This is a genomic window from Nocardia sp. NPDC049737 (assembly GCF_040674755.1).
In the GTDB taxonomy this organism is placed as follows: Bacteria; Actinomycetota; Actinomycetes; order Mycobacteriales; family Mycobacteriaceae; genus Nocardia.
In genome coordinates this window covers 230,889-251,558 of the sequence record NZ_JBFANH010000009.1, presented here as the reverse complement: position 1 = coordinate 251,558, position 20,670 = coordinate 230,889, and the positions used below count along the sequence as shown (strand labels likewise).

At 64.4% G+C, this 20,670-nt stretch carries 19 protein-coding genes; 13 read left to right on the top strand and 6 right to left on the bottom strand.

The features are described 5' to 3' along the window. Positions 1-23: 23 nt before the first annotated feature. The 4 genes from AB0J47_RS15355 to AB0J47_RS15340 all read left to right on the top strand — a co-directional run bounded on the left by AB0J47_RS15355 (position 24) and on the right by AB0J47_RS15340 (position 5,042). Positions 24-842 carry a hypothetical protein gene (locus AB0J47_RS15355; RefSeq protein ID WP_364345678.1) on the top strand — a complete coding sequence of 273 codons (819 nt, stop codon included), beginning with the start codon at positions 24-26 and terminating at the stop codon, positions 840-842. A 437-nt stretch (positions 843-1,279) separates the two neighbouring features. Next, entirely contained in the window at positions 1,280-2,026 is a 747-nt protein-coding gene (locus tag AB0J47_RS15350) for an NAD(P)-binding domain-containing protein (RefSeq protein WP_364345676.1), read from the top strand. 523 nt (positions 2,027-2,549) lie between these two features. After that, positions 2,550-3,812 (top strand): cytochrome P450, encoded by a 1,263-nt coding sequence (locus AB0J47_RS15345; RefSeq protein WP_364345674.1) that lies wholly within the window; start codon positions 2,550-2,552, stop codon positions 3,810-3,812. A gap of 9 nt (positions 3,813-3,821) precedes the next feature. After that, positions 3,822-5,042, top strand: a complete 1,221-nt coding sequence (locus tag AB0J47_RS15340) for a cytochrome P450 (RefSeq protein ID WP_364345672.1) — start codon at positions 3,822-3,824, stop codon at positions 5,040-5,042. Positions 5,043-5,104: 62 nt separating this feature from the next. Here AB0J47_RS15340 and AB0J47_RS15335 read toward each other — a convergent pair whose 3' ends face one another. Both AB0J47_RS15335 and AB0J47_RS15330 read right to left on the bottom strand, forming a co-directional pair. After that, positions 5,105-6,091 carry a potassium channel protein gene (locus tag AB0J47_RS15335; protein ID WP_364345670.1) on the bottom strand — a complete coding sequence of 329 codons (987 nt, stop codon included), beginning with the start codon at positions 6,089-6,091 and terminating at the stop codon, positions 5,105-5,107. A 57-nt stretch (positions 6,092-6,148) separates the two neighbouring features. Continuing rightward, complete coding sequence (locus tag AB0J47_RS15330; protein ID WP_364345668.1) at positions 6,149-6,895, bottom strand: hypothetical protein; 747 nt, start codon at positions 6,893-6,895, stop codon at positions 6,149-6,151. 220 nt (positions 6,896-7,115) lie between these two features. Here AB0J47_RS15330 and AB0J47_RS15325 point away from each other — a divergent pair, with 220 nt between their 5' ends. Beyond that, the gene (locus AB0J47_RS15325; RefSeq protein WP_364345666.1) at positions 7,116-7,274 is read left to right on the top strand and encodes a hypothetical protein; all 159 of its coding nucleotides are present in this window, start codon (positions 7,116-7,118) and stop codon (positions 7,272-7,274) included. Positions 7,275-7,333: 59 nt separating this feature from the next. Here the strand turns inward: AB0J47_RS15325 and glpD are convergent, their stop codons facing one another. After that, positions 7,334-9,013: a glycerol-3-phosphate dehydrogenase gene (glpD, locus tag AB0J47_RS15320; RefSeq protein WP_364345664.1), complete on the bottom strand. Its 1,680-nt coding sequence runs from the start codon at positions 9,011-9,013 to the stop codon at positions 7,334-7,336. Between the two features lie 41 nt (positions 9,014-9,054). Then, a complete protein-coding gene (glpK, locus tag AB0J47_RS15315) occupies positions 9,055-10,575 on the bottom strand; it encodes a glycerol kinase GlpK (protein WP_364345662.1) in 1,521 nt (506 codons plus the stop codon). A gap of 417 nt (positions 10,576-10,992) precedes the next feature. Between glpK (AB0J47_RS15315) and AB0J47_RS15310 the strand changes: the two genes are divergently transcribed. The 4 genes from AB0J47_RS15310 to AB0J47_RS15295 all read left to right on the top strand — a co-directional run bounded on the left by AB0J47_RS15310 (position 10,993) and on the right by AB0J47_RS15295 (position 15,564). Continuing rightward, positions 10,993-11,757 (top strand): IclR family transcriptional regulator, encoded by a 765-nt coding sequence (locus tag AB0J47_RS15310; protein ID WP_364345660.1) that lies wholly within the window; start codon positions 10,993-10,995, stop codon positions 11,755-11,757. Positions 11,758-11,806: 49 nt separating this feature from the next. Beyond that, positions 11,807-13,312, top strand: a complete 1,506-nt coding sequence (gene glpK / locus AB0J47_RS15305) for a glycerol kinase GlpK (protein WP_364345658.1) — start codon at positions 11,807-11,809, stop codon at positions 13,310-13,312. Between the two features lie 64 nt (positions 13,313-13,376). Continuing rightward, positions 13,377-14,270 carry a DUF5995 family protein gene (locus AB0J47_RS15300; RefSeq protein WP_364345656.1) on the top strand — a complete coding sequence of 298 codons (894 nt, stop codon included), beginning with the start codon at positions 13,377-13,379 and terminating at the stop codon, positions 14,268-14,270. 46 nt (positions 14,271-14,316) lie between these two features. Further along, positions 14,317-15,564: a VWA domain-containing protein gene (locus tag AB0J47_RS15295; protein WP_364345654.1), complete on the top strand. Its 1,248-nt coding sequence runs from the start codon at positions 14,317-14,319 to the stop codon at positions 15,562-15,564. A gap of 31 nt (positions 15,565-15,595) precedes the next feature. Here the strand turns inward: AB0J47_RS15295 and AB0J47_RS15290 are convergent, their stop codons facing one another. Further along, positions 15,596-15,871, bottom strand: coding sequence for a hypothetical protein (locus AB0J47_RS15290; protein ID WP_364345652.1), 276 nt, complete (start codon positions 15,869-15,871; stop codon positions 15,596-15,598). A 155-nt stretch (positions 15,872-16,026) separates the two neighbouring features. Here AB0J47_RS15290 and AB0J47_RS15285 point away from each other — a divergent pair, with 155 nt between their 5' ends. The 3 genes from AB0J47_RS15285 to AB0J47_RS15275 all read left to right on the top strand — a co-directional run bounded on the left by AB0J47_RS15285 (position 16,027) and on the right by AB0J47_RS15275 (position 18,683). Continuing rightward, a complete protein-coding gene (locus AB0J47_RS15285) occupies positions 16,027-16,323 on the top strand; it encodes a hypothetical protein (protein WP_364345650.1) in 297 nt (98 codons plus the stop codon). Between the two features lie 114 nt (positions 16,324-16,437). Next, the gene (locus AB0J47_RS15280; RefSeq protein WP_364345648.1) at positions 16,438-17,835 is read left to right on the top strand and encodes a DUF1254 domain-containing protein; all 1,398 of its coding nucleotides are present in this window, start codon (positions 16,438-16,440) and stop codon (positions 17,833-17,835) included. Positions 17,836-17,963: 128 nt separating this feature from the next. Next, a complete protein-coding gene (locus AB0J47_RS15275) occupies positions 17,964-18,683 on the top strand; it encodes a hypothetical protein (protein ID WP_364345646.1) in 720 nt (239 codons plus the stop codon). Positions 18,684-18,690: 7 nt separating this feature from the next. Here AB0J47_RS15275 and AB0J47_RS15270 read toward each other — a convergent pair whose 3' ends face one another. Continuing rightward, positions 18,691-19,134 (bottom strand): group II truncated hemoglobin, encoded by a 444-nt coding sequence (locus AB0J47_RS15270; protein ID WP_364345644.1) that lies wholly within the window; start codon positions 19,132-19,134, stop codon positions 18,691-18,693. Between the two features lie 300 nt (positions 19,135-19,434). Here AB0J47_RS15270 and AB0J47_RS15265 point away from each other — a divergent pair, with 300 nt between their 5' ends. Next, positions 19,435-20,664, top strand: coding sequence for a cytochrome P450 (locus tag AB0J47_RS15265; protein WP_364345729.1), 1,230 nt, complete (start codon positions 19,435-19,437; stop codon positions 20,662-20,664). Positions 20,665-20,670 lie beyond the last annotated feature (6 nt).

Here is a 20,670-nt window from a genome sequence, read left to right as displayed (position 1 = left end):
TCAGCAGAGTCCTGATCGACGCGATGAAAACGGCGACCGGGCAGCTGAGTTCGGTGCTCAGGCTAGGCACCAAAGCGGCGGCCGACGGATCCCGAGAAATCACCGGAACCTCACGCCGGGGCCTTGACGATTTAGTAGATCGTGACGAGAAGAACGCGCTCGTCATTAGGCAGTCGAAGTCCGAAATGTCGAGGCAGCCAGCAGGCGATACCTCGGCATCGACTCCCCGCGCCAAGGGGCGCGACCTCATCGACGAGCTGGATTATCGCCAGCTGCACTCCGTACTTCGCGGCAAGACAACCGGAGATCCGATGTTGCGGGAGATCTGCCGTCGCCAGGGATTCGACGGCCCACCGACTCTGGTGGGGGTGGGCGGAATTCGCGATATCGTCCCGCCCGGGACGGAGCTGTTCCGTGGCGTGCCGATCTGGGACTATGCCGACCAATTCAAATCCGGCGAATACTTCGGATCCTCAGGGGCGAACGGCAGTGGAATCTATGCAACGACCAAGGCGGACCGGGCGAAAGGCTATGCCGACGATACCGGCGGCGAGGTGATACACATGGCGCTGCGACCCGACGCGCGAACCACGCTGTTGAATCGGCTGTTGAAGGAGCAGGACAAGGAATTGCGGCCGATTCACAAGGAGTTGACGCGCCTGAAACGAGGCGAGCAGACCGAGGCCGCGATCGTACGGAAACAAGCGTTGGAAGAGCAACGGAAGGTGCTGGCGAACCCGGGCCGATTCGCCGCCATCAAGGGTTATGACGCCTTCCGCATGGGGAAGAACGCTGATGAATGGCTGATTCTGAACCGTACGGCATTGGTGGTCGAGCGATGAGCACGGATACAGATATCGGCGGGCGCTTCCTCCGAGCGCCCGCCGATATCTGTGCCGGACTGCCAAATTACTTGGGTGCCATGAAGGCTGGTTGATCGTGGCCAAGTTCCGTGCCGCCGCACTGCATCGGCCGGAGCTGACATCGGCGCGCAACCCGCCACCTGGGCCAGCTCTTCGCGCCGCAGGCCTGCGACTCGGCGTACGCCGCCGTGGTCGCGCAGCCCGACGTCCTGCGGGCGCAGGCGAGCTCGGCGCGATTTGAGGAATCCGCTGAGCTCGGTCCGGTCGTCCACTCGATAACCCTATGCCGGTGTGCGGCGACCATCGCATCGCTGTGGGTGATCACGGCGTGAGTAGGCAGAACACGGGTCTGGTCGTGGGTTCGTGATGGATTCACGCTGTCAGGCGGCACCCACATCAACGAACGGAGATACGCCGTGCACGGAACGCTCGGACTCATCGGCTGCGGAATGATCGGTACTTCCATTGCCCGCCTGGCCATCTCAGCAGGCCTTGATGTCGTGCTGAGTAATTCGCGGGGTCCCGAGACGCTCGCTGATCTGGTAGATGAACTCGGTAGCCGAGCCCGAGCGGCCACACCCGCGGAAGTGGCACGCGCCGCGGATCTGGTGGTCGCAGCGATTCCGCTGATGGCCCTTCAAAAGCTCCCCGCGACAGCGCTGGCCGGAAAGACGGTCCTCGACACTGCGAACTACTATCCACAGCGAGACGGTCACCTGAGCGAACTGGATACAGGCGCACTGACTTCCAGCACCCTGATCCAGCGCCATCTCGCGGATTCCCAAGTGGTCAAGGCATTCAATACCATCACCCCGCACCAGCTGCTCTCCCTCGCCCGCCCGGTAGGTGCGCCGGACCGCAGCGCCCTTCCCATCGCAGGTGACAACACGGCCGCCAAAGCCGAAGTCGCCCAGCTTCTGAACCTCCTCGGCTATGACGCGGTGGACATCGGCCCGCTGACCGACAGCTGGCGCACCGAGCCGAACACCCCGGCATACATTCACCCCTACCTCGGCGAAATCCCAGCCATGGACGTCGACGCCTTCCGTCAGTGGACCCAACTAACCCCCGGCATTCCCGTCCCCGCAGCTCAACTCACCGAACTCATCGAAACCGCAGTCCGCCGGCCCGCGGGTGAAGCCAGGCTTCCCAGCGCCGACTGAACCCACCCCGAGCAGGGCGCCCGGACCGCGCCGCCGAGCAGCTTGCTTCGGACGTACACACTATTTATCGCAACTGCACATCTACGGCGGTGTGCAATTGCCACAGAGCATGTGGGGGCACTTCTCGTCGAGCCTCAACGAGCGACGTGATCAATAGCAGCTCAACATATTTGCCGATAGCGGCGGGTTCGCGGTCGGCGTGCGGGCGTTGCGGACGGATCTGGAGAGAGTTCTTCCGGATGCTGATAACGTGGGCGGGTCGTCGAGTTCTGGGCGGCTGGTAGGGCGTCCGGTGATTGTGTGTCGAAATCGCCTGTCGTGCAGGGACTGTGGGGTGACCGCAGTCGACTGTGGTTGCCTCGCCAGGGTCCGAGTTCTCGACGCGGACCTCATGGCCGGGGTCACATACGGTCGGCGTCGCGAGGAGGGCTGAACTGAGTGCTGTGGCCGCAGGCTGTGTTATCGCCGCGGTGCTTCCATTGATCCTGGCCACCTTGCTGATCCAACGTCTGGAGTCACGCCTTTGACCACGCCATCGTCAACCCGCGCCACCGCGACCGGAGTCTGCCCCGCCCAGCACGGCTCACCACTGGATCCCGGCGAACCCCGAGTGTTGTTGCATACCGAGGAGTTCGCCGCGGATCCACATCGGGCCTATCGGGAGGCCCGCAGCCAATACGGGTCGCTGGTGCCGATGGAGTTGGCGCCGGGTGTGCCCGCCACCCTGGTGGTCGGGTATCAGACCGCGGTGCGAATCCTCAATGATCCCGAACACTTTCCGGCGGATCCGCGGCAATGGGAACAGACAATTCCCGACGACTCACCCATCAAGCCGATGATGATGTGGTACCCGAACGCACTACGCAATACCGGGGCGGCGCATGCCCGCTATCGGCAGGCGTATACCGGCAGCATCGACGGAATCGATCTGCACGAACTGCATTCGACGGTCGAGAAGATCGCCATCCCGGTGATCAACAGCTTCTGCGAGGCAGGCGAGGTCGACCTGGTCACCCAGTACGCGCTGCCGGTCGTCTTCGAGGTCATCAACCAGATGGTCGGCTGCCCAACGGAACTGGGGCAGCGGGTCGCGACCGGTATGGCGATGCTCTTCGATACCGTCGAGGCGGCCGCTGGTATGGCGATGCTCAGCGAGGCGCTACTGGAGCTGGTGCAGCTACGCCGGGCCGAGCCCGGTGACGACGTCACCTCGCGAATGGCTCACCACCCGTCCAAGCTCGACGATACCGAAATGCTATGCCAGCTGATCAGTTTCTACGGTGCGGGCATCGAACCGATGCAGAATCTGATCACGAACACCCTGCTGCTGATGCTAACCGACGACCGCTTCGGCGGTGAGATGCTCGGCGGTAGCCTCTCGACCCGCGACGCACTCGACGAGGTGTTGTTCAACGACCCGCCGATGGCGAACTTCAGCATCACCTACCCGCGCCAGCCGACCCTCATCGACAACACCTGGTTGCCCGCCCATCAGCCGGTCGTGGTCAGCTTTTCGGGCTGCAATAACGATCCGGCGATCCGCGGCGGCGACCGCACCGGCAACCGCTCGCATCTGGCCTGGGGCGCCGGGCCGCACGCCTGCCCCGCGAAATCCGTTGCCTACCTGGTCGTTCAGGATGCCATCGATCAGCTGCTCGACGCACTCCCCGAGATGGATCTGGCCGTGCCCGCAGACGAATTGACTTGGCGGCCCGGACCATTCCACCGGGCACTGGCGGCGCTGCCGGTCGTCTTCCCCAAGTCCCCTCCACTGCCCGTCCTCTAGGAGATAACGATGGAGCATGAACCGCTGGTCCTGGATCTGACCGGCGCTGATATCCAAGGCGAGAACGAGCGGATCCGGGAGCGCGGACCGGTTGCGCTGGTCGCCCTGCCCGGTGGTGTGCCCGCATGGTCGGTAACCGATGCCGCCGTGCTCAAGAGTCTGCTCGCCGATCCGCGGGTGTCGAAAGACGCACGGCAGCACTGGACTTCGTTCATCAATGGCGAGATCACCGAGGAGTGGCCGCTGCTGCCGTGGATCGCGGTCGACAACATGTTCACCGCGTACGGCACCGACCACCGTCGCCTGCGCAAGCTGGTCTCGCCCGCATTCACCCACCGCCGCACCACGGCGCTGCGTCCACGCATCGAGGCGATCACCGAGGGACTGCTGAACGCGCTCGCGGCCACGCCGAAGGGGGAGGTGGCCGATCTGCGCGAGGGTTACGCCTATCCGGTGCCGATCGAGATCATCACCGAAATGATGGGTGTGCCCGAACATCTCGGACCCGGCCTGCGCAAATGCGTCGACGGCTTCTTCGACACCTCGTTCGGCCCCGAGGAAGCACAGGCCAACTACCTCGAGATGTATCGCCTGGTCAGCGAACTCGTGGCCTACCGGCGCGAAACTCCGGGCGACGATGTCACCAGTGTCCTCATCGCCACCCGCGACGAGGACGACGGTTCACAGTTGAGCGAGAAGGAACTCGTCGACACCTTGATGCTGGTCATCAATGCCGGTCACGAGACTACGGTCAATCTGCTCGACCAGGCGATCTTCATCCTGCTCACCCATCCCGAGCAGCGCGCCGATCTGATCGAGGGCCGGGTGCCGTGGTCGGATCTGGTGGAGGAGACGCTGCGCTACGAGGCGCCGGTCGCGCATCTGCCGCTGCGCTACGCGGTCGACGATATCGAGCTGGGCGAGATCCGAATTCCCAAAGGCGAGGCGATTCTCGCGTCCTACGCCGCCGCGGGCCGCGATCCGAACCTGCACGGCGCCACCGCTGCCACGTTCGACCTGCAGCGGGTCAATAAGGAACACCTGTCCTTCGGGCACGGCGCGCACCACTGCATCGGCGCCCCGCTCGCCCGGCTCGAGGCGACGATCGCCCTGCCTGCCATATTCGAGCGGTTCCCGAATATGCGGTTGGCCGTGGATCCGTCGGAATTGGCGCCGGTCGGCAGCTTCATTTCGAATGGACACCGTACGCTGCCGGTTTTCCTGGATTAGATCGGTGTCGGGGTGTCGCCCAGCGGCACCCCGCTCGATCTATTTGTGGCACCCCGCTCGATCTATTTGTGGCCGAAGCCGCGTATCGCATCGAGTTGGGCCGCTGTGCCCAGCACGATCAGAATCGTGTTGACCGCCAGTATGGTTTCGGCGAGAGGGTTGGCGATGAACTGCCCATTGGGTGTGCGAATGGCCAGCACCAGTGCACCGGTCGTCTGGCGCACCGCGATGTCCTCCAGTGTGCGGCCGATCAACGGCGAGTCCGGGGCGATATCGAATTCCTCGATCCGGTAGTCGAGCGTTTCGTCGTGCATGACCACGTCGAGGAATTCGGCGACGTTGGGCTGCAAAGCGAACGCCGCCATTCGTCGCCCGCCGATCAACTGCGGGTTCACCGCCCGATTCGCCCCGGCCCGAAGCAGTTTCGACTTCGAACCCTCGGTGCGCGCCCTGGCGACAATGACCAGATCCTGCCGCAGCGCCCGGCTCGACAAGGTCACGTAGACATTGTCGGCATCGCCGTCCAGCGCCGCGATCAAGGCGTGGGCGCGTTGGATGCCGGCGGTCTCCAGCACCCTGTCATCGGTGACATCGCCGAGCACATTGGGATATTCGAGCCCCTGCAGCCGCGCCGGATCGCGATCGACGACGACGATCTGTTTACCCAGCCCGCTGAGGTATTGCACGCACGCGGTGCCGACGCGGCCCCAGCCGCAGACGATGATATGACCGGACATCCGGTCGATGCGCCGGTCCATCCGTCGCCTCTCCATGTGTTCGCGGAGATGTCCTTCGATGAGCGCCTCGAGCAGGACACCGAACATGTACAGCGCGGTGCCCGCGCCGACGATGATGAGCACCATCGTGAACAGCTGGCCCGCAGCGTTGAGCGGGTGGACCTCGCGAAAGCCGACGGTGGATATGGTCGTCACCGTCTGGTAGAGCGCATCGAGCAACCCGAACCCGAGAATGAGGTAGCCGACGGTACCAGCCAGCACTACCAGCAGGAATGCCAGCACTGCTCGGCTGATACGGCGTAACGGGCTCACGCGAGGATTGTCCACCCGCGGCAACGGTCACATCCGGCAATTGCCGCGCAACGTAGGTTATGCGGTTGCCGGTTGCTCCTGGAGCGGTATCGGGGTGGCGGCACCCTCGATTGCGCCGACCGCCGCACCGACGGCTGCGCCGGCCGCCGCGGCCGGTGCGGCGATCACCGCGTAGCCGATGGCCGCGCCGATGACGGGGACGACCACCAGTCCCGCGGGGAGGAAGGGGATTCCGGCGATGAAACCTGCAGCCGCGCCGACCACCGCGCTGGTGGCGGCGAGCGGGGACGCTAGGGTGGCACCCACCGACGCGCCGATGATGGCGTCACCGATCATCGTATCGGCGACATGGTCGGAGCGGGCGCGGTCGGTACCCGCCGACTGAATTCCCTGGGACAGTGCGGTTTTAGCACCTCCGGACGCATCGTTGATCTGGGCGGCGTATTCGGACGGCAGCCAGTCCGGGCGATCCATCTGGAGATTGCCGATGTGAATGCGATTGTCGGTGACGAGCATCTGTGGGCCCTGGTCGGGGCCTGTCGTGTCCACGCTGTCGGTGGGGTCGGGGTTCGGATCGGCCACCAGTGCGGTGGCGCTCCACAGCGGCAAGGGAGCGAGTGCGATGTTGTCGCCGACCGGAGCCGATGGCTCGACGACGAACCTGTTGTCTAGTGGCTGTGAGTCAGCGGTCGCGGGTGCGGCGCTGATCAGGATGGCGGACAGCGGGGCCGCACTTGCCAAGGTGAGTGCGGCGGTTCGTCGACGTATGGGTCGAATCCGCGCTGTCGCTCGATGTTTGCCCATAAATAGCCTCATTCCGAACGTGGGATGCTTACTTACCTACATTCGGCGCAGCCGATCTTTCGGATGAACATGCGCTGGGGGCAATCTTTCGGTTTTGTCGCCGCGATATCGAATGGTGCCACCAGCGTCGCCCGCGATCCCGCGACCGACTCGGGACGCAGTTGCCCGATCAAAGCTGATCGGTCTGCGTTCGGCGGCGGATCCCGGGTATACGACGAGCATGACCGGACGAAAGATCGATCCGCGAACAATCGAGAACGACGAGGGCGACTTCGCGGACGAGCACAGCAAACCCACGCATGCCGACGAACATCCGCAGGAGGAGCAGTTGGAAACCGACGAATCGACGCCCGGTGGCTACGGCGGCTCGGACATCTGACGCGGATGGCGCGCGGTACGATTTCGTACCACGCGCCATCGAACTCAGCGCCATCGAACTCAGGCGACGGCGACCAAGCGCGCGGCATTGGCCGACTCGTCGTCGGCGGCCTTGTTCGCGGCCAATTCCGCCTCCACCCGCTCGCGGTAGCGGGTGATTTCGCGATCCGTGGTCGCGGCATCCCAGCCGAGTCGGGTGCCCATGAGGTAGGCCACCGCGGGTGCGGCGGTCAGGCCGCGGTCGGCGGTTTCGATCGAGATGCGGGTGCGGCGGGTCAGGACATCGTCTAGATGCAGTGCGCCCTCATATGTCACCGCGTAGACGACCTCGGCGCCGAGGTATGCACCGGCACCGGGGAGTGGTTCGGCCAACTCCGGTTCGGCGGCGATCACCTCGAACAACTCGGAGACGTCCGATCCATAGCGACCGAGCAGATGCTCGACGGTTGTGACGGGCAGACCGGCCCGCTGCGCGACGCTGTTCACATCGGCCGCCAGTTCCTGGAATCCGACGGCGCCGAGCAGCGGCAGGTGTTCGGTCACCGACGGGGCGGTCGCGCGACCCAGCCCCTTGACGGCCGCGTCCACCACATCGGCCGCCATCACGCGGTAGGTGGTGTATTTACCGCCCGCGATCACGAACAGACCCGGAACCGGTTCCGCGACAGCGTGTTCGCGCGAGAGCGTCGCGGTATCGGCGGATGCGCCCGACAGCAGCGGCCGCAGACCGGCGTAGGTGCCGACAATATCGTTGCGGGACAACGGTTCTCGCAGCACCGCATTCATATGGTCGAGGATGTACTGCACATCGGCATCGCTGGCCACCGGATGATTCTTGTCCAGCGCCCAATCGGTATCGGTGGTGCCGATGATCCAGTGCCGGGCCCACGGGATCACGAACAGCACGCTCTTCTCGGTGCGCATGATCAGACCGGTATCCAGGTCGAGTCGCTCACGCGGGACCAGAATGTGCACGCCCTTCGACATGCGTACGTGGAATGGGAAATCCACCCCGGTCATCTTGTTCATCTCGTCGGTCCAGACGCCGGTCGCGCTGATCACCCGGCGGGCGCGCACGGTGTATTCGCGACCGGTCTCCACATCGGTGACGCGGGCGCCGATCACCCGCTCACCGTCGCGCAGCAGACCGGTGACCTTGGTGCGGGTCAGCACCGTCGCGCCGTGCTGGGCGGCGGTGCGGGCAATGGTCATGGTGTGGCGCGCATCGTCGACCTGGGCGTCGAAGTAGCGGATCGCGCCGATCATCGCGTCGTCGCGTAGTGCGGGCGCCAATTCCATTGCGCGCGTGTGTGATAGGTGCCGATGCATGGGCAGCGCCCTGGCCCCGCCGATAGTGTCGTAGAGCGCGACTCCCGCGCCGATGTAGGCGCGCTCCCAGACCCGGTGCTGCAGTGGCAGCAGGAACGACACCGGGCGCACGAGATGCGGGGCGAGTCGGTGCAGCAGCAGGCTGCGTTCCTTCAAAGCCTCACGTACCAGCCAGAAGTCGAGTTGCTCCAGATAGCGCAGGCCGCCGTGGATGAGCTTGCTGGAGCGGCTCGAGGTGCCTGCGGCGAAATCCCTTGCCTCGACCAGGGTGACGGTCAGGCCGCGGGCGGCGGCATCGAGGGCGGCACCGGCGCCAACTACGCCGCCGCCGATAACGAGTACGTCGATTTCGTTGTCGCCCAATGTGTTCAGTGCATTAGTGCGGTAGTTCGAGTCCAAACGTGCGGACACGGTATGTCTCCTTGTTTCGGTGCTACTGAGTCTGCGAGTTGTCAGTCGTCGACGTCGATCCAGTCGAGCGTGCGCGCGACCGCCTTTTTCCAACGGGCGTAGCCACGTTCGCGCTGTTGCGAGGTCCAGGTGGGTGTCCAGCGTTTGTCCTCGCGCCAGTTCTGTACGAGTTCGTCGGTGTCGCTCCAGAATCCGACGGCCAGTCCGGCGGCATAGGCCGCTCCGAGTGCGGTGGTCTCCGCGACCACCGGCCGTGAGACCGGCACACCGAGGAAGTCCGCCTGCAATTGCATGCACAGTTCGTTGGCCGTGACGCCACCGTCCACCCGCAAGGTATCCAGGCGCACACCGGAATCGGCCTCCATGGCCTCGACGACATCGCGGGTCTGATAGCAGATCGACTCCAGGGTGGCCCGTGCGAGATGGGCATTGGTGCTGTAGCGCGACAGCCCGACGATCACACCGCGTGCGTCCGAACGCCAATAAGGCGCGAACAGACCGGAGAACGCGGGCACGAAGTACACCCCACCGTTGTCCTCGGCCTGCCTGGCCAGCGATTCGCTTTGCGCCGCACCGGAAATGATGCCGAGCTGATCGCGCAACCACTGCACGGCCGAGCCGGTGACCGCGATCGAACCCTCCAGCGCGTACACCGGCTTCTCGTCGCCGAACTGGTAGGCGACGGTGGTGAGCAGTCCGTGCTGGGAGCGCACGAGTTCGGTCCCGGTATTGAGCAGCAAGAAGTTTCCGGTGCCGTAGGTGTTCTTGGCCTCGCCGGGGCGAAAGCACACCTGACCGACGGTGGCCGCCTGCTGATCACCGAGCACACCCGCCAGCGGCACCTCGCCGCCGAACGGTCCGTCGGCGCGGGTCCTGCCGAACAGTTCCGGATTCGACGAGGGCGCGATGGTCGGCAGCATGGCGCGCGGAATTCCGAAGACGGACAACAGTTCGTCGTCCCAGTCGCAGGATTCCAGATCCATCAGCATGGTGCGGCTGGCATTGGTCGGATCGGTGACGTGCACGCCGCCATCGATGCCGCCGGTCAGATTCCACAGCAGCCAGGTGTCGGTCGTGCCGAAGACGGCCTCGCCCTTGTCCGCGTCGGCGGCGACGCCCGGCACATTGTCCAGGATCCAGCGCAACTTGCCGCCGGAGAAGTAGGTCGCCGGCGGCAAACCCGCTTTACGCCGAATGATTTCGCCGTGACCCGCGCGTTCGAGCTCGGCGGCGATCTTGTCGGTGCGGGTGTCCTGCCAGACGATGGCATTGCAATACGGCCGCCCGGTCCGGCGATTCCACACCACGGTGGTTTCGCGCTGATTGGTCACGCCGAGCGCCGCCAGATCGCTCGCGACGAGATTCGCCTTGTTCAGGGTGGACACAATGACCGAGCGCGTGCGCTCCCAGATCTCGGTCGGGTTGTGCTCCACCCAACCCGCGCGGGGCAGGATCTGCTCGTGCTCGAGTTGGTGCCGGGCGATCTCATTGCCGCCGTGGTCGAACACCATGAAGCGGGTGCTCGTGGTGCCCTGATCGATGGCGCCGACGTACTGGCTCATCGCTGCTGTCCTTTCGGAAAACGCATCGGGAGACAAGACAGCGAGTTCGGCGAGTGAACCGGCCGAGTGGACTTGGTCAGCAACACATTCGCGACCACGGCGACACCAAGCAGCACCGGGATCGCTGTGCCGAGTGCCTCGGTTGCGGATAGCGAGCCGAAGTTCAACGTTGAGCCTCCGTCTGCAAAGACTGCCGCGGTTGCGGCCGTTGGGGCCGACGTTACGACCGGATCGCCGAAACGGACATAGCGTGCGTTCGACAATGCCGAACGATTGTGATGGTCATCGCTGGGCGACGTCACTACTGTCCAGCGACCGTGGAGGTCGCGATGATGCAGGTCACATGCATTGCGTAGATGTTGCTCGTCGGTTGGTGTGTGTTCGACATTGTCGAATCGCGCGGATAGGTTTCCGCGTATGCCCGGTCCGATCCAATCGATCGAACGAGCGGCGGCCGTCCTACAGCTGCTCGCTCGGGGTTCCGGCCGTCTCGGAGTCGGCGAAATCGCAGGTGCGCTCGGGCTGGCCAAGCCGACCGCGCACGGCATCCTGCGTACATTGCAGGGTGTCGGGTTCGTCGAACAAGATCAGGCCAGCGGCAAGTACCAGCTCGGCGCGGCCGTACTGCATCTCGGGACGAGTTATCTCGACAACAACGAACTGCGCTCGCGGGCGATCAACTGGGCTGACGCCCTGGCCGCGCGGACGGGAGAGTCGGTGCGGATCGGCGCCGCGGCGGACGAAAGCGTTGTGGTCGTGCACCACGTCTTCCGGCCGGACAACTCCGAACAGGCACTCGAGGTCGGTGAATTGCTACCGGCGCATGCGACCGCGCTCGGCAAGGTGCTGCTCGCCTATGACGCCGAGTTCGCCGCCGCTGTTCGCGGTGCCGAGTTGGCGCCGCTCACCCGGCGCACCATTGTCGACCGGGCGGCGCTCAGCCGGGCGCTTACCGCGGTCCGGCAGGCTGGATGGGCCGGGGAGATCGAGGAATTCCGATCCGGGACGGCCGCAATAGCCGCGCCGATCCGGACACACGGCGGACTCGTGGTCGGTGCGATCGGGATCAGCGGCCCGGTCGATCGGCTCTGCGATCCGCGACTGCGGCACCGGCCGACGCTGGTCGGGCACGTCCGCGACGCGGCGCATGCGGTATCGCGGGATCTCGGTGCCGGACAGTGAGTCTCGTTTAGCTCGACCATCCGAATTTTCGTCCGACAGAAAGTAGCCGATGTCGCAACGCTATGTGCTGGCGATCGACCAGGGCACCACCTCCACCAGGTGCATCCTGTTCGATCAGCGCGCCCGCCTGGTCGGCGTCGCACAGCGCGAACACCAGCAGCACTATCCGCGGCCCGGCTGGGTCGAGCAGGATGCACTGGAGATCTGGCGCAATGTCGAGCGGATCGTGCCGCAGGCGCTGCGGGATTCCGGTATCGCCGCGGAACAGGTTGCGGCCCTTGGTATCGCGAATCAGCGCGAGACAACGGTGGTGTGGGATCGCCGCACCGGTGTGCCGATCCGCCGGGCAATCGTCTGGCAGGACGTGCGCACCGACGAGCTGGTGCGCGAATTCGAAAGCAAGCCGGGTGCGGAACGGATTCGCGAACTGTGCGGCCTGCCGCTGGCCGGTTACTTCGCCGCTCCGCGGCTGCGCTGGCTGTTGGATATCATTGCGGGACTGCGGGATCGGGCCGAGCGCGGGGACGTGCTGTTCGGCACCATGGAGACCTGGCTGATCTGGAATCTGACCGGGGGACCGGACGGCGGTGTGCATCGCACCGATGTCACCAATGCCAGCCGCACGCTCTTGATGAATATCGCCTCACTCGCCTGGGATCGAGAACTGTTGGAGTTCTTCGGAATTCCAGCCGCGATGCTGCCGAGCATTCAGCCGTCGACCGCATCCTATGGGACGACCAGCCGGGTCGTACCCGGCATCCGGATCGCCGCCGCACTCGGCGACCAGCACGCCGCGCTATTCGGCCAAACCTGTTTCGCCCGTGGGGAAACCAAATGCACCTACGGCACCGGCGGCTTCCTGATGATGAATACCGGGCGCGAGCTGGTGCAGTCCTCGCACGGTCTGCTCACCACCATCGGCTATCAGATCGAACCCGAACCGGTATACGCACTGGAGGGGCCGATCGCGGTCACCGGCTCGCTGGTGCAGTGGGTGCGCGACAATATCGGTCTGGTGTCGAGTGCGCCCGAGATCGAAACCCTCGCTCGCACAGTCGAAGACAACGGCGGCTGCTATATCGTGCCCGCCTTCTCCGGCCTCTACGCACCCCATTGGCGCAGTGACGCAAGGGGTCTGATCATCGGCCTGACCTCCTACATCAACAAGGGCCACCTCGCCCGCGCCGTCTTGGAGGCCACCGCCTGGCAGACCCGCGAAGTCGTCGACGCCATGAACGCCGACTCCGGACTCCAAGCCCGCACCCTGCGCGTCGACGGCGGCATGACCTCCGACAACCTGCTCATGCAGATCGTCGCCGACGTCCTCGATATCCCCGTCATGCGTCCCTTCGTCGCGGAAACGGTCTCTCTCGGAGCCGCTTACGCCGCCGGACTGGCCGTCGGCTACTGGCCCGATCTCGAAGGCCTACGCAGCAACTGGCGCCTCGCCGGACAATGGATCCCCCAAATGGACCCCACCCACCGCGAAGACGAATACGACAACTGGAAACGCGCCGTAGCCCTGACCTTCGGCTGGTCGCGCTCGAAGCGATAGCGTGTGGTGATCAGGTGCCGTGTCACGGCTCGGCGGAAACCTGAATCGCGCTTAGACTCCGGCGGTGCGAGCTTCCTTGCGAACGGCCATCCTCGGACTGATCACCGCAGTAATCGCGATTGCCGTCGGGCTGACGCCGGTGGCCTTAGCGCAGCCGGTTGATCCGGCGTTCTGTGGCACCCCGCTGTCGGCGGACGAACTGGACACCATCGCGCAACTCTCCGATACCAGCACGCTGACCGGAGATACGTTGCAACGCTTGGAGAGCGCGGTCGCGCGCCACCATGAGATCACCGAGATACTGGTCGCCCACCGGGATCGGCGCGGACTGTTTCCGCTCGGACTCGACGGTGTGGAGCAGGTGGCGGTAATGCCATTACAGCGCGATCCCGGTGCGTTTCAGGATCGGGAGTACGCGCATGCGATCAGCCTGGAATTGCTGCGGCGATTCCTGGTCAATGTGCATGCGGCATTCACCGGCGCGCCGGTCGAGCCGCACTGGGCGCGGTATTTCGAACTCGCTCGCAGGTGCGAGGTATCGCCCGCCCACGTCGCCATGGCGGGCTACAACGCGCATTTGACCGTTGATCTCCCATATTCGGTGGCGACGGTTGCGAGTAGGCCGGAGAACGCGCCCGACTACTTCGAGATCGTCGACGGCATCGCCGCCTCCGGTCAGGTGATCATCGACCGTACCAAGGAGATCTACAACGGCGATCTCGGTCCGCTGTGGCGGTTCTATTTCGTCGGCGAGGGTCTGGACCTGTTGCTCGGCGCGGGCGTGGCGACCGGTCCGCTGCTACGGGCCGCCGATCTCGGATACAACGTGGTGATCTATGGAAATGGCCTGGCACTGGAGGATCCTGGACTGCACGATGCGACCGCGGCGGAGATCCGGCTGCTCAGCGGTTCCGTCGAAACAGCGTTGGATGTGTTGACACTGCTCAGAGGTCTGTGAGACGCCTAGTCTGTTCGGGTTCGATCAGGTACGGCAAGGAGTCGCGGTGGGCATATCACTCGTCAAGGGACAGAATGGCCCGCTCGCGGCATCGAATGTCGTTGTCTCGGTGCGATCCATCGCCCCGGCCGATGTCTCGGCATTATTGGTGACCGAAGCCGGCCGCGTTCGCACCGACGCCGATTTCGTCTTCTTCAATCAGCCGCAGGCGCCCGGTGTCGAACTGCGATCGGGAACGCCTGCGGCGCTGGCCGTTTCCGCGGCCCAGGTACCCGCCGATATTGCCCAGATACGGGTGGTCATCACTTTGGACGAATCCGGGGCAACTTTCGGGCAATTCGCGCCGCCGGTTGCGACTGTTGCCGACGGAACAGGAAATGCACTCTACGAGTATGTGATCGAGGGACTCGACAGCGAATCTGTTGTTATCGCACTGGAACTGTATCGGCGTAATTCCGAGTGGAAAGTACGTGCGGTCGGGCAGGGCTATGCGGGCGGTTTCGCCGCGCTGGTCACCGACCACGGGGTGAGCGTCGACGACGAGCCCGCGCCGCCCGCCACCGCGGAGGTCCGCACCGTGCCCGGCGAAGCCGAACTCTCCTTCGAGAAGCGCGCCCAACTCGACCTGCGCAAACGCGAAGTAGCCAAGGTCCTGATCAACAAGAACGCCTTCGGAATTCGCGCCCGCGTCGTCCTGGTCATCGACAAGACCCTCAGCATGAGCAGGCAATACAGCAAACAGGTCGTGCATCGCGTTGTGCAGCGGATGATCCCGGTGGCCACCCAGCTCGATGAGGACGGCACCCTGGAGGCCTACCTCTACGCGTTGTCCTTCGCGAAACTGCCCGATATCACCGTCGAGCACGCCGAGGCATGGGCCCAGACCTTCTTGCACCTCACCGGCACTCACCAAGGCATCGACTATGCCGGGATCGGCGGTCGCAATGACGAACTGCCGATCATGCGCGACATCATCGCATCGCTGCGGCCCGGCGATGCGCCGACCCTGGTGCTGTTCTTCACCGACGGCGGCTTCGCGAAGAAGCGCGAGATCGCCGCACTCATGCGCGATGCGTCCCGTCTGCCCGCCTTCTGGCAGTTCGTCGGCCTCGGCAGGGCCAACTACGGCCTGCTGCGCACCCTCGACGAAATGTCGGATCGGGTCGTGGACAACGCGGGCTTCTTCGCCCTCGACGACATAGACCAGGTGGACGACGCACAGCTGTATGCCCGGTTGCTGGGCGAATTCCCGGACTGGCTACGCGCGGCCGGCCGAGCGGGCATCCTGCGCTGAATCGTGCCGGTCCGCAGTCGAAGTCGCGAACTCAGCCGATGACCGCGTTCATGATGGTGCCCGCACTGGTGGCGATGACACCGCCGATCATGGCGCCGGCCACCATCTTCGGGGATTCCAGACCGCCGCCGCTCCACTTCTCCCAGGCGAAGCGACCACCTGCGTAGATGATGGCGCAAATGCCGGCGAGCAGCACGAACCAGGTGAAGTAACGGACCAGTTGAAGAATCTTGTCGGACACCGGAGGGGCCTCGGGTGTGGGATTGCCGATCTGTGCCCAAGTGTCGTAAACGGCGGCCAGGATCATCTCGTGTTGCTCATTCTGGATGCGGGACAAGGGGGTAACTCGCTCTCCGCGATGGTATCGGTTTCTCGGCGACCGTGCAGTCACGATCCCGGCGAGGTTGCAAGACGACTCGATGTGCGGATCATGGAAAGGGCGTAATGGTCGAGGAGTAGACGATGAACATCTATCTGATGTCGATCGGCGATGCCTATGCGACGTTGGCGCAGATCCAGAATCCGACGCCGCAAGCTCCGCCGCTATCCGACAAGCTGCTGCAGATGGTGCGCTATCTGACCTGGTTTGCCCTGCTGTCCGGGATAATCAGCATCATCTATGCGGGTGGGCGGTTCGCCTGGGAGAAATGGAGCGGCGGTGCGATGCAATCGCCGAAGATGGTGGCGGGCGCCTTGATCGGCGGTGTCGTTGCCACCAGTGCGGGCACGATTATGAATTCGATTCTCGGCACCGGCTGATCGGCGAAAACCCGTCCGCATCGCCGCTTGACCGATTTATGGCAAATATGTGGCTATACTCCGGCTGATCTCTCTCGAAGTTGTCCGACCTGATCGGGAAAGTAGGGAGAAGGCATGAGTATGTCGCGGCGATCTATGCTGCTGGCCGGTGCCGTTACGGGCGCGGGCCTGGTCGCGTGCGGCAAATCGACGAACTCCGATAACGTGGCGAGTTCGAGTAACGTGCCACCGAGTGATCCGCGGTCGGTCGCGACCGACGCCTATATTTATGGATATCCGTTGGTGCTGATGGATGTCACGCTGCAGTCGAATACCGCCGCCGTACCCGCCAATCGGATATGGGCCGTCAGCCCGGTGAATCCCGGGATGAATACGGTGGTCATGCCGAATATCGACACCCTTTATGCCACCGCCTGGCTCGACGTGGGTACCGAACCGGTGGTGCTGCAGGTTCCGCCGATGGACGGCGACCGGTATTGGCTCATGCAGATCATGGACGCCTGGACCAATACCGCCCACAATCCCAGCAGTGTCGCACCACGGGTACGCGCCGGTCAGGACCCGCCCTACGGCTACGTGATCACCGGCCCCAATTGGTCTGGTGCGCTGCCGGATAACCTGACCAGATTGGCGATGCCGACCGCGACCGCATGGCTGATCGGTCGCATCGAGTTGCGCGGCCAGGCCGACCTCGCCGCCGCCGAGAGCGTGCAGCAGCAGGTGCTGCTCGCACCGCTGAGCGCGTGGCTGCGCGGTGAACGGCCGACTCCGGTGATCAATCCCGATTTGACCGCCCCGATCGCACCTCCGCAGCAGGTTGCGCGGATGGACGGGCGCACCTTCTTCGACCGGCTGTGCACACTTATGCTCACCAACCCGCCCGCTCGCGACGATGCCCCCGCGCTGCAGCGGTTTTCGAAGATCGGCATCCGGCCGGGCGGCACTGCGGGTGCCCCGGTCGCCGATCTCGATGCGGCGGTGGCGGCTGGCCAGATGCGCATCCCGGACTACGCCAATCCCAAAGCCAGACGTGTGAACGGCTGGGGTTTCGCGACGAACCTCGGCACCTACGGCACCGATTACTCACTGCGTGCCTCGACGGCGTTCAGCGCACTCGGCGCGAATCTGCCGGAAGACACCGTCTATCCGGAGATCAGCGCGAATGCGGGGGAGCAGGGTGCGCCGCGCTCGTACCGGCTGCATTTCCCCGCGGACCGGACTCCGCCCGCGCGGGCCTTCTGGTCGCTGACTGCCTACACCGCGGAGCGCTTTTTGGTGCCGAACCGCGCGGGCATCTACTCGGTCGGTCATCAGCGTCCTGTCGTAACGCTTCCGGACGGCTCAGTGGAACTCGCTATCCAGTTCGCGGAGCCGGGAAGTGATGTGCCGTATGGGAATTGGCTTCCTATACCGGAAACCGGCACCTTCCGGCTGGCGCTTCGCCTGTATGTGCCCGAGGAGCGCGCGCTCGATGGTCGCTGGCAACCGCCGAGTCTGAATCGAGTCGGATGAAGGAAGGTTCATGAACGTCTCGCCCAGAACCGCACTCGGGCTTGCCGTGACAGGTGTCGAAGATATTGCCATCGACGGGCATTGGCTGCTGCCCGTCCTAACCGCAGTGCCGTAGGAGGCGTGAAACCATGGGCCGCTTGGCTTTCCCGATATCGGTCGCGGTCGCGGCGGTTCTGGTATTCGCCGCGCCCGTCGCCGCCGCCGAGGTAGGTGATGAGGACGGTGTGCCGTCGCGAACCGCGTTCTCCTTCCGTTCGGTGGTGCCCGGCGTCCAGTGGGGCACCAGCAACGAATACGAGATGCGCACCGGATTGTCGCTGGTAAAGCTCTATATGGTCGACTACGCGCTGCATCGAGGCGACGGGTCGGCGACGGATCTGGCGTTGGCGGAGCGGATGATCCGCTATTCCGACGACTCCGCGGCCGACGCACTCGGCGCGAAGTATCCGCAGGCGATCGACGCCATTGCCGCGGAGTACCACCTGACCGCTACCAAATCGGGCCCGGCCTGGGGGATGTCGTACACCAGCACCGCGGATGTGGCCACCTTCCTGGCGACCAAGAAGCGCACCGAACCCGGTTCGCCGATCTTCGGCTGGATGGCCGCGGCGGGTGAGCAGGCGGCCGACGGAACCGCGCAGGATTGGGGTACCGCGCGGCTGCCCGGCGTCGAGGGCAGCAAATGGGGCTGGTCCGACAGCGGACCGCTGGAGGTGGCTTCGGCATCGTTCGGCGAAGGGTTCGCGGTCGCGGCGCATACCCACGGCACACCCGAGGAGCAGACGGCCGATGTTTCGGCCACCGTGCCATTCTTGATTCTGGCTCTGCTCGCGCGCCTGACGGGATAGGTGCGGGTCAGTCGTCGCCGTCCCAGGTCCAGTGCGGTACCGCACGGATCGGGTGCAGTTCATCGTCGGACTTGGCATGCGAATTCTGTTGTGCCACTTGGGCACCGAATTCGACATGTTCGCGCACCGCATCCCGGAAGGCCGGATCGTCGAACAGTCCCGCCTCCTCGAACGCCGCCAGATACAGCTGGGCGAAGCGCTCGCGCTGTTCGTCGGTGATTTCGAGGCCGCGGTGCACGGCGATGATGTAGTCGAACCCGAGGTTGCGCGTGAAACGGTCCGGGCCGCCGAAGGATTCGGCGGTGAACCAGGTGAGATGGTCGACGTGCGTCGGGCGCCGTTCGGTGAACTGGGTTTTCAGCACCGGATCGGCGAGCACCTTGTCGTAGAAGGCTTCTTCGACGCGATGCAATGCCTCGTCGCCACCGGCGTGCTCGTACAGGCTGGGCATGGGGACCTCCGAACGGTGACCTGTTGGGTCCTATTACAGGCTGGCCCGCTCGGTCGCGTCCACAGTTTCGCGATAAGCGATCAAGCGAGCTATTGATAGCTATTAGCTATCTCTAATGGGCGGTCGCGAGCGGGCGAACCGAAGTTAACGGGGTTTACTAAACACTATTCACAAACTCTCGGATCTGTGGTTTTATCGGCTTCGGAACGTGTTCCACAGTTCCTACCGCCCCGCTGGCTGCCATTCCCCGTGTCGTGAGGTCTGCAGCCCAAGTCAGACCGCTAGGAGATAGCCGTGACCGTGACCACGCCATCGATTCCCGCGGGATTCGACTTCACCGACCCCGATCTGCTGTCCACCCGCCTGCCCATCCAGGAATTCGCCGAGCTGCGCCGGACCGCCCCGGTCTGGTGGTGCGCGCAGTCCGGGCGGGCCAGCGGCTTCGATGACGGCGGCTATTGGGTCATCTCCAAGCTCGACCACATCAAGGAGATCTCGAAGAATCCGGAGGTGTTCTCCTCGCACGAGAACACCGCGATCATCCGGTTCAATGAGGAAACCACCCGCGAGCAGATCGACATGCTCGGCAATATGCTGATGCTCAACCAGGATCCGCCGCAGCACACCAAGACCCGCCGCATCATCTCCAAGGGCTTCACCCCACGTGCCGTGGAGAGCCTGCGCGCGGCGCTCACCGAGCGCGCGGCCCGAATTGTGCACGAGGCCAAGCAAACCGGCCGCGGTGACTTCGTCGAACAGGTCGCCTGCGAACTGCCGCTGCAGGCCATCGCCGAATTACTCGGAGTTCCACAGAACGACCGCAAGAAGCTGTTCGACTGGACCAACCAGATGATCTCCTACGATGATCCGGAGTTCGACGGCAATCACCACGCCGCCACCGCCGAGGTCATGGGCTACGCCTGGAATATGGCCGAGGAGCGGCGCAAATGTCCGGCCGACGATATCGTCACCCAGCTGATCAATGCCGATATCAACGGTGAGAACCTCGGCTCGGACGAGTTCGCGTTCTTCGTGATCCTGCTGTCGGTCGCGGGCAATGAGACCACCCGCAATTCGATCACCCACGGCATGAAGGCCTTCGTCGACAATCCGGACCAGTGGGAGCTCTACAAGCAGCAGCGCCCGCGCACCGCGCCGGATGAGATCGTGCGCTGGGCCACTCCGGTGACCGCATTCCAGCGCACCGCCACCCAGGACACCGAGGTCGGCGGCCAGCAGATCAAGAAGGGACAGCGCGTCGGGCTGTTCTACAGTTCGGCCAATTTCGACGAAGACGGATTCGAGGAACCGTTCACCTTCAATGTGCTGCGCAACCCGAACCCGCACGTCGGCTTCGGCGGCACCGGCACGCACTACTGTGTCGGCGCGAACCTGGCCCGGCTGCAGATCGATCTGATGTTCAATGCCATCGCCGACGTGATGCCGAACTTGCGTCAGGTCTGCGATCCGGTGCGGCTGCGCTCGGGTTGGTTGAACGGCATCAAGCGCTGGGAAGTCGAATACGCTTGAATTCCT

What these genes read in the sequence shown, in the direction of transcription:
- AB0J47_RS15355 (WP_364345678.1), top strand. Translation starts at nt 24, where the DNA reads ATGAAAACGGCGACCGGGCAGCTGAGTTCGGTGCTCAGGCTAGGCACC.
- AB0J47_RS15340 (WP_364345672.1), top strand. Translation starts at nt 3,822, where the DNA reads ATGGAGCATGAACCGCTGGTCCTGGATCTGACCGGCGCTGATATCCAA.
- AB0J47_RS15330 (WP_364345668.1), bottom strand. Translation starts at nt 6,895, where the DNA reads ATGGGCAAACATCGAGCGACAGCGCGGATTCGACCCATACGTCGACGA.
- AB0J47_RS15325 (WP_364345666.1), top strand. Translation starts at nt 7,116, where the DNA reads ATGACCGGACGAAAGATCGATCCGCGAACAATCGAGAACGACGAGGGC.
- glpK (WP_364345662.1), bottom strand. Translation starts at nt 10,575, where the DNA reads ATGAGCCAGTACGTCGGCGCCATCGATCAGGGCACCACGAGCACCCGC.
- AB0J47_RS15310 (WP_364345660.1), top strand. Translation starts at nt 10,993, where the DNA reads ATGCCCGGTCCGATCCAATCGATCGAACGAGCGGCGGCCGTCCTACAG.
- glpK (WP_364345658.1), top strand. Translation starts at nt 11,807, where the DNA reads ATGTCGCAACGCTATGTGCTGGCGATCGACCAGGGCACCACCTCCACC.
- AB0J47_RS15290 (WP_364345652.1), bottom strand. Translation starts at nt 15,871, where the DNA reads ATGATCCTGGCCGCCGTTTACGACACTTGGGCACAGATCGGCAATCCC.
- AB0J47_RS15285 (WP_364345650.1), top strand. Translation starts at nt 16,027, where the DNA reads ATGAACATCTATCTGATGTCGATCGGCGATGCCTATGCGACGTTGGCG.
- AB0J47_RS15280 (WP_364345648.1), top strand. Translation starts at nt 16,438, where the DNA reads ATGAGTATGTCGCGGCGATCTATGCTGCTGGCCGGTGCCGTTACGGGC.
- AB0J47_RS15275 (WP_364345646.1), top strand. Translation starts at nt 17,964, where the DNA reads ATGGGCCGCTTGGCTTTCCCGATATCGGTCGCGGTCGCGGCGGTTCTG.
- AB0J47_RS15270 (WP_364345644.1), bottom strand. Translation starts at nt 19,134, where the DNA reads ATGCCCAGCCTGTACGAGCACGCCGGTGGCGACGAGGCATTGCATCGC.